Genomic DNA, 3,938 nt, shown 5'->3' on the forward strand with positions numbered 1-3,938 from the left:
CTGTTCGCAGCCGGGCCCAGTTCGCCCGACCCACCCACGCATGGTCTGTTTCACACCGCTTCGCGCAGATCATTTCGCTGAGAAAACGTCAGTGGCTGCTCTCGTGGACGTAGGTCTTGTGCCAGGAGCCGACCGCCGTCACAAGATCGCTGGTGCGCGTGCGGGTCTGATCCTGGAAGAGGATCTGGCTGCGCAGATTCAACTCGGCGCCGCTCGAGTTCCGTAGACGTGGAGAGTGGACGGTCACCGGTTCACCCCTTCCGAGCCGTCCGCACCCTGGTCGTCGTCTTCCGGTCGAGGAGGCGCCTCCTCCACGGGCCCCCGGTCACGCGCCCGCTCGACCAATGCCTTCAAGGCGTCATACAGGGTGTTCGTGGCCAGTCCGGCGGCGACGGAGATGGAGATCTCCGCCCAGTGGGCGTGGCGTAAGGAGTCGCGCCTGTTCTGCTGCAGGGGCGTGAGGGCGAGAGAGCACTTTCCGGCGAGGTGCTGATCCGCCTCTATTTCCCGTGCTAGCACCTTCAAGTTCGCGGCTTCGCCCCGGTATTCAAAGATCGGCATGGCGGGAGCCTACAACTGGCCTCCGGTTCCCGGATCGGGACTCGGACACCGCCGTCTTCGCTGGAGGACCGCGGTAGCGCAACGTCGGGTGAGTTCGCCCCCGGGTGGTCGTTTGAGGCCGGCGGCGACGTGGGGGGCCGGCGCCGGTATAGGCGCGGTCGGCGAGGACAGGGACGCCTTGTCGCTCACAGATCCGGATGATGTGGTGGCCCACGCCGACGCTCACTTTCCAGCAACATACGGCTGTCGTGGGTCGCTTCGGTGACTGATGGCCGGCGCGGTCCGACGCGCCCGTCGCTATCAGGCCGGCACGCGGACACAGGCGCCTGGCGTGGCCGGAGCCATGCGGCGAGCCAGGGTTCCCGGGGGATCGTTTCCGTCTCCGCTGATGCCGGGGCGGACTGCGGACCGGGGTGATAGAGATGCCGGTACGACGATCCTCACGGTCTGTGTATGACGGCCCTGAACCCGGAAAGCGGCGACGATGTTCTTCAATGGCCCCGCGCACGTGCGCACCGATGCCACGCTCTTCCCGGCCAGTACCTGCGTCCCCGTCGAGCAGGATCTGCCAGTCCTGCCGCAAGACTTGGCGCGCGCGTTGTTCATCACAGGCAGGGCCCCGTACGACCAAACCAAGCACGGGAGGTCATCGGCGTACGAGTGGTGCCACAGGGTGGCGGTCCTGCCCGCCTATCTCAGCTGGAGCGATGATCCGGTCCGTCGCATCACACGTACCGACCTCGCCCGCGAACTCGACCCCTCCGAGAAGGGCATGCTGTCCTACACCCTGGGGCAGGCCATGTGCCAGATCTTCGCCGAGAGGCAGCTATCCGTCCGGTTCTTCATGCACGTCGCCCGCTACGCCTCCGCCTACAATCTCACCTTCGCCCCCGGCCGGAGCCGGGCGGACTTCTTCGGAGAGCGGACCGTCGGCGGTTATGTCGTCGCGGAAGCCAAGGGCCGCTCAGGCCCGCTGACGAAGGAGCTGCGCGAAGCCATGGAGGAACAGAAGAGGACAGTCAAGACCATCAAGGGCGAAGTGCCGAAGATCGCATACGCGAGCGCGGTGCACTTCTCCTCCCCCCATAGCCCCATGCGTCTGACGGCGATCGACCCGGACACAGCCGACCCTCGCGCCGTAGACCTTCCCGTCGACCCGGACCTACATGTGCTGGCCTACTACACGCCGTTCCTGGACGCCTTCGCCCATCAGGAACCGCTCACTCTGGGCGACTACGTCGTGGCTGGCTTCGCGGCGCTCGGCGTGACGCTCGGGGTCTTGGCGCCGGTGCTGCAGCGTGTGGAACGGGCGGCTCGACGCAACGAAGTCGCGGGCCTTCGCGACGACATCCTGGGCTTGCTCGCCCGCCACCGGCCTCGCCAGGAGCGCACGCTCTACATCGACGGCACTCTTTTCGCGGCAGACTGGACGGTTCCTGAGGACCGGCGCCGCCCGGGCCGTCGGGACAGCGAGGTGCTCCCCGACTTCCTGCACGAGGCGTTCCGTAGCATGAACGAGGAGGACGACTGGCGAGTGGCGTCTGTGGAGGAGGGGGACCTCGACTGGCGGGATCTGTCCCCTGCCAGGGGCTACATGCCGGGAATCCTCCCCCCAGGGTGATGTCCTCGAGGGCTGAGGCATGGACGGCCGCCGGGCACCCTACGGCCGCTGCAGATTCACCGCCGCGGTGTGGACGCCGCCGAGGGCCTGTCAGGCGCTGTCCCGGTCCACGCGCTGTGTAGATCGGCTTGTCCCCGTCGGTCCGGCGACACGAGTTTCGCCGGGCAGCCCAACGTGGTAACTCCACCAGGTCGATGCGAATGTCGACGATGGTGGTGTGGCCTGTCCGGGGCGACGATAGAGCCTCCCCGGTTGCACCGAGGGCGCCGAGAGTGGTGCCGATTTCCCAGAGGATCCCCGACCGACGTCACCGCTCACCAGCGAGGTCGAGATCCCCCTTGCTCGTCTCGGCCGCACAAGGTGCGGGGCTTGCGCCGGGGCCGGCCCCGCTTGCCCCGCACCGGCGGCAGGCCGTCGACCAGCGGCAGGAGCTGCGTGATGTCGTTTCGGTGCCCGGCCGTCAACTACACCCGCAGCGGGGTGCCGTGCGCGTCGGTCAGCACGTGGTGCTCCGAGCCCAGCCGTCCACGGTCAACCAGGCTCGGACCGACTTTTGGGGCTGCTTCGCCCCCGCTTGGCCTGCACGTGCAAGGCGTCAACGGGGACGCAGGAGAAGTCCAGGCGGTCCACCGCCCGCAGCCGGTCCAGCAGCACGCGTTGGAGTTCTTCCCTGCAGCGTCTTGCGGTCATCGATCCGCTTGCGCCCCGGGTGCCGGAACCGTCGTTCATGCTTCGGCAGCAACGGCTCGATCACCGCCCACAGCTCGTCACTGACCTCCCACGGCTTCCGCCGTGCCACGGTCACCCCCAAGCAGCACGGGATCACATACCTCTCCACCGTGCCACATGAAGATCATTCTGCAAGGACCCCTAAGAGCCCGCCGCAGCAGGCCGCTCTCCAGCGCACGCAATCGACCTGCGGCTCACTCACTTCGGCGCCTCCGGCAGCGCCGGCACCGTCGAGATGGACTGGATGGTGGACTCCCACTCCCCGGTCCGCGTGTTCTTGAACCGAAGATGCAGCACCTCGAACTCGTCCGGCACCCAGTCGAACTCGCCGACCTCATCCTGGTCGAAAACCTGGTGTTCCGCGAACAGCTTGGCCAGCTCGATGTCCGTGGACGCCTGCATGATGAACTTGCCGACCTTAACGACGTGCATCACCGGACGACCCTGCGCCTCCGCCTCCCGGACGCTCTCCCAGAACGGCTCGTACCTCCTGGCCGACTTGGTCATCCCAACCCACTCGTCGCGCCTGATCTCGCTCACTTCGGCCCCTCCAGCCTGCTCGTCGTCACCGGCGTCCAGCTCTGCACATACTTCACCTTCGGCGCCTTCGCGACCGCCAGGCGGTTGGCCTCCTGCACGGACTCCGCTTCCGCCTCGACGCGCAGCGCCGCGTGACCGTGCAGAGCCACCGTATATCTCGCCATTACCTCAACCCCTCCGCCTCAGGACCATGACCACGCTGTAGAGAACGCACAGCCCCAGACTCATCCTGAACGCCGTTGGCGCGAGGAGCAGCCGAGCCTGGCAGTCGGGCGGGCCTTCTGCGCGGGAGCATCCCCGCACCCGCGGGAATGCTCCCATCTCGGCCTGCATGCCAGGCAGGCGCAGCCATCTGCTCCCCACACCCGATGTACAGCAGCCTCGTCCTCGAATGTCGCCGTTCCGTGAACCGTGACCCCCTATCGGTCGATGAAAAGTGACCCCTTCCGTGATCGAGTGATCAGTCTGGCTCCATGGGAGTCAGGTG

The 3,938-nt window shown here is 67.0% G+C and carries 5 protein-coding genes and 2 pseudogenes; 1 reads left to right on the top strand and 6 read right to left on the bottom strand.

Translation table 11 applies throughout. The features are described from left to right. Positions 1-88: 88 nt before the first annotated feature. The 3 genes and pseudogenes from ACWD3C_RS48015 to ACWD3C_RS48025 form a co-directional block, all read right to left on the bottom strand. Positions 89-247: a hypothetical protein gene (locus tag ACWD3C_RS48015; RefSeq protein WP_451155075.1), complete on the bottom strand. Its 159-nt coding sequence runs from the start codon at positions 245-247 to the stop codon at positions 89-91. After that, the gene (locus tag ACWD3C_RS48020) at positions 244-561 is read right to left on the bottom strand and encodes a hypothetical protein (RefSeq protein ID WP_030944093.1); all 318 of its coding nucleotides are present in this window, start codon (positions 559-561) and stop codon (positions 244-246) included. The genes ACWD3C_RS48015 and ACWD3C_RS48020 overlap by 4 nt, the downstream gene beginning before the upstream one ends. An 87-nt stretch (positions 562-648) precedes the next feature. Then, positions 649-769, bottom strand: a pseudogene (locus ACWD3C_RS48025) (IS5/IS1182 family transposase); the annotation flags it as partial. A gap of 276 nt (positions 770-1,045) precedes the next feature. Here ACWD3C_RS48025 and ACWD3C_RS48030 point away from each other — a divergent pair. Beyond that, positions 1,046-2,182 (top strand): hypothetical protein, encoded by a 1,137-nt coding sequence (locus tag ACWD3C_RS48030; RefSeq protein WP_451155077.1) that lies wholly within the window; start codon positions 1,046-1,048, stop codon positions 2,180-2,182. 356 nt (positions 2,183-2,538) lie between these two features. Here the strand turns inward: ACWD3C_RS48030 and ACWD3C_RS48035 are convergent. The 3 genes and pseudogenes from ACWD3C_RS48035 to ACWD3C_RS48045 form a co-directional block, all read right to left on the bottom strand. Continuing rightward, positions 2,539-2,981 (bottom strand): annotated as a pseudogene (locus ACWD3C_RS48035) (transposase); the annotation flags it as partial. A gap of 128 nt (positions 2,982-3,109) precedes the next feature. After that, entirely contained in the window at positions 3,110-3,451 is a 342-nt protein-coding gene (locus tag ACWD3C_RS48040; RefSeq protein ID WP_052845190.1) for a hypothetical protein, read from the bottom strand. After that, the gene (locus ACWD3C_RS48045) at positions 3,448-3,615 is read right to left on the bottom strand and encodes a hypothetical protein (RefSeq protein WP_384926298.1); all 168 of its coding nucleotides are present in this window, start codon (positions 3,613-3,615) and stop codon (positions 3,448-3,450) included. The genes ACWD3C_RS48040 and ACWD3C_RS48045 overlap by 4 nt, the downstream gene beginning before the upstream one ends. Between the last annotated feature and the right edge of the window lie 323 nt (positions 3,616-3,938).

It is taken from the genome of Streptomyces sp. NPDC002845, from assembly GCF_053591955.1.